Origin of the sequence: Microcoleus sp., from assembly GCF_049646505.1 — a bacterium.
Taxonomy (GTDB): domain Bacteria; phylum Cyanobacteriota; class Cyanobacteriia; order Cyanobacteriales; family Microcoleaceae; genus Microcoleus.
In genome coordinates, this window is the sequence record NZ_JBARVX010000326.1 from 1 (window position 1) to 3,169 (window position 3,169).

General features: G+C 47.9%; 3 protein-coding genes. 2 read left to right on the forward strand and 1 reads right to left on the reverse strand.

Features of this window, described 5'->3' with window-relative positions:
- Window positions 1–198: 198 nt before the first annotated feature.
- Window positions 199–1,278, forward strand: a complete 1,080-nt coding sequence (locus WBA89_RS16760; protein WP_424408317.1) for a PIN/TRAM domain-containing protein — start codon at window positions 199–201, stop codon at window positions 1,276–1,278.
- Window positions 1,279–1,290: 12 nt separating this feature from the next.
- On the forward strand, window positions 1,291–1,476 hold the full coding sequence (locus tag WBA89_RS16765) for a hypothetical protein (protein ID WP_333468377.1): 186 nt from the start codon (window positions 1,291–1,293) through the stop codon (window positions 1,474–1,476).
- Window positions 1,477–1,543: 67 nt separating this feature from the next.
- Here the strand turns inward: WBA89_RS16765 and WBA89_RS16770 are convergent.
- Window positions 1,544–3,169, reverse strand: a 1,626-nt coding sequence (locus tag WBA89_RS16770; RefSeq protein WP_424408318.1) for a helix-hairpin-helix domain-containing protein, incomplete at its 5' end; no start/stop codon positions are given.

The window sequence follows — 3,169 nt, forward strand, 5'->3', positions numbered from 1 at the left end:
TTGGTATCTGGTAGATGCCCTCGGCAGACCTCGCTAAATCTAGCTCTTGCTCGATCGCGCATCCCCTTCACGGTAGAGGCGCGAAATATAAGTTCATTAAAATTTATGAACAAAGATAGTGAGATCCGACCGCAACGTCGGAAAAAACTATCAGCACGGGAAAGATATAATGTAAACAAATTCATTAACCTAGAACTAATGCTAGACGCAATCATAATAATCTCATTCATAATCGCAGGCGGAGGCATCGGCTATTACGGAGTCGAGCTGCTACCGAACAACCTGCTGGAGCAAGTTACAAATATACAAGGTTTAAGTTCCGTACTAGGCTCGTTTGGAGCATTAATCGGCTTCGTGTTCGGATTAGTGGCTCAAACAACCTACCGGCGCGTAGAAAAAAAAGTCCGGGATATGCCGGTGGAGATGCTGCTGACGCGGGCGATCGGCTTAATCATCGGACTGCTAGTAGCGAACTTAATGCTGGCTCCGCTGTTCCTGCTGCCAATTCCCCGCGAATTCGGCTTTATCAAACCCCTAGTCGCAGTATTGGGTAGCGTCATGTTCGGCTTCACAGGCGTCGGCTTGACAGAAACCCACGGCCGTGCTTTCCTGCGCCTGATCAACCCCAAAAGCTTAGACACGGTGTTGGTAGCCGAAGGAACTTTCAAACCAGCCTCTGCCAAAGTAGTCGATACAAGCTGTATAATTGACGGCCGGATTGAAAACCTGCTAGAAACAGGTTTCCTCGAAGGTCAAATTATCATCCCGCAATTCGTGCTCCAAGAACTGCAACTCGTAGCCGATTCAGCCAACGATCAAAAGCGAGTGCGCGGGCGCCGCGGCTTAGATGTACTCAACCGCATCAAAGAAACATATCCAGAACGGATTCAAATTCACTCGGCTGACTACGAAGATATTCCCACAGTAGATGCCAAATTAGTCCGCTTCGCCTTAGATATCGACGGCATTTTGCTCACCAACGATTACAACTTGTCGAAAGTAGCTACCGTCCAAAAACTGCCAGTTTTGAACATCAACGATTTGACTCATGCAGTGCGCCCCACTTATTTGCCGGGAGATACGATCGAACTAAAAATCCGCAAAGAAGGCAAAGAACCATCTCAGGGAATCGGTTACTTGGACGACGGCACAATGGTAGTCGTAGAAGCAGGAAGCAGCTACGTCGGCGCGGAAGCCAGAGTGGTAGTCACCAGCGCCCTGCAAACCAGCGCAGGCCGCATGATTTTTGCCCGCCCTCAAGAATCCGCTATTGTTTAAAACCCAGAAACAATGGCCAGAGGAATTAGAATCAAATATTGCGATCGGTGTTCCCAATCTGCCCCGACTCTCTACCGCGCCCGGTATGACGAGTCGGGGCAGTGGTTTTTTTTGTGTCTTAAATGTTGGGAATCGGTAAGTAAAAACAATCCTTTGTACTTCTACGGCGGCACTTGGAAAGCTAGCAAGAAAAAATAAAGTTTGTAGTGCGGACTTTAGTCCGCAGCATCAGAGCGGACTGAAGTCCGCACTACGAACCCTACTTTTAACGCCGGCGCGGAGTCGGAAGGCGAATATCGCTCTTTTGCGGTTGCGGTTTTTCTTGCAGCTTCATCGTCAAACTTACCCGCTTTAACTTCTCATTCACCTCCAAAACCCGCACTTTCACAACTTGTCCGACTTTCACAATCTGTTTCGGATCGTCTACAAAGCGATCGGCTAATTGAGAAATATGAACCAAACCATCTTGGTGCACTCCCACATCAACAAAGGCTCCAAAGTTAGCTACATTCGTGATGATGCCTTCTAATTCCATCCCCACTTGCAAATCGGAGATTTCTTTAATTCCGGCTTGGAAAGTGGCATATTTAAACTCGGCGCGCGGGTCTCTTCCCGGTTTTTCTAGTTCGGAAATAATGTCTCGCAGCGTCGGTTCTCCGACTTTCTCTGTGACATATTTTTTAATATTTACAGTCTTGATTTTTTCCGATATTTGTGTTATCCCTGTCAGCGGTAAACTTAAATCTTTGGCGATCGCCTGCACGACAGCATAACTTTCGGGATGAACTGCTGTATTGTCCAGCGGGTTTTCGCCGCCGCGAATGCGGAGAAAGCCGGCGGCTTGTTCAAAAGCTTTTGGGCCGAGTTTGGGAACTTTTAGGAGTTGGCGGCGATTTTTAAACGCGCCGTTTTCGTTGCGGTAATTGACGATATTTTTAGCAACTGTTGCCGTCATTCCTGACACAAAGGTCAGCAGTTCTTTGGATGCTGTGTTTAAGTCAACTCCCACATAATTAACGCAGCTTTCGACTGTTTCGTCGAGTTTCTTTTTGAGCAGTTTTTGGTCAACGTCGTGCTGGTATTGACCGACTCCGATTGATTTCGGGTCGATTTTTACAAGTTCGGCGAGGGGGTCTTGCAAGCGCCGCCCGATGCTGACTGCGCCCCTGACTGTGATGTCGAGATCGGGAAATTCGGCGATCGCCACATCGCTTGCTGAATAAATCGATGCGCCGGATTCGTTCACCATGACTTTAATCGGTTTTCTGTCCATTTCGACCAAAACTTCCGACACAAACTCGTCTGTTTCGCGGGAAGCTGTACCGTTGCCGATCGCGATTAATTCAATTTTATATTTTTCAATCAAATGCTTGACAATTTTACCAGCTTGCTGTCGCTGAGCGGCCGCTTGGTGCGGGAAAATTGCTTGATATTCTAAAAATTGCCCGGTTTCGTCGAGGGCGGAAACCTTGCACCCCGTGCGAAATCCCGGATCGATCGCCAGTGTGGGTTTCATTCCCGCCGGCGCAGACAGCAGCAACTCGCGGAGGTTGGTTTCAAAAGTGGCGATCGACTCGATATCCGCGCCGGCTTTGTGGTGCGATCGCACTTCCGTAATCAAGGAAGTCTTCATCAGTCGGTTGAAAGCATCCTTCAAGGTCGATCGATAAAACTCCTTAACTGCTGCTATCTTAGTTCTAATTTCCTGAGATTCCAAATAAGCCATCACCGCCGATTCATCAAAGGCTAAATCTAAATCTAAAACCCCCTCCGTTTCCCCGCGAAACAGCGCTAACATATTGTGAGACTGAACATTTCTCGCAGCAACTTGGTAATTGCGGTACATTTCAAATTTAGTGCTTCCTTCCGGGAAATCATCTTTAATTTTCGA

Excerpts from the sequence above, each read along its gene's own strand:
- WBA89_RS16765 (WP_333468377.1), top strand. The coding sequence starts at position 1,291 with ATGGCCAGAGGAATTAGAATCAAATATTGCGATCGGTGTTCCCAATCT.
- WBA89_RS16760 (WP_424408317.1), top strand. The coding sequence starts at position 199 with ATGCTAGACGCAATCATAATAATCTCATTCATAATCGCAGGCGGAGGC.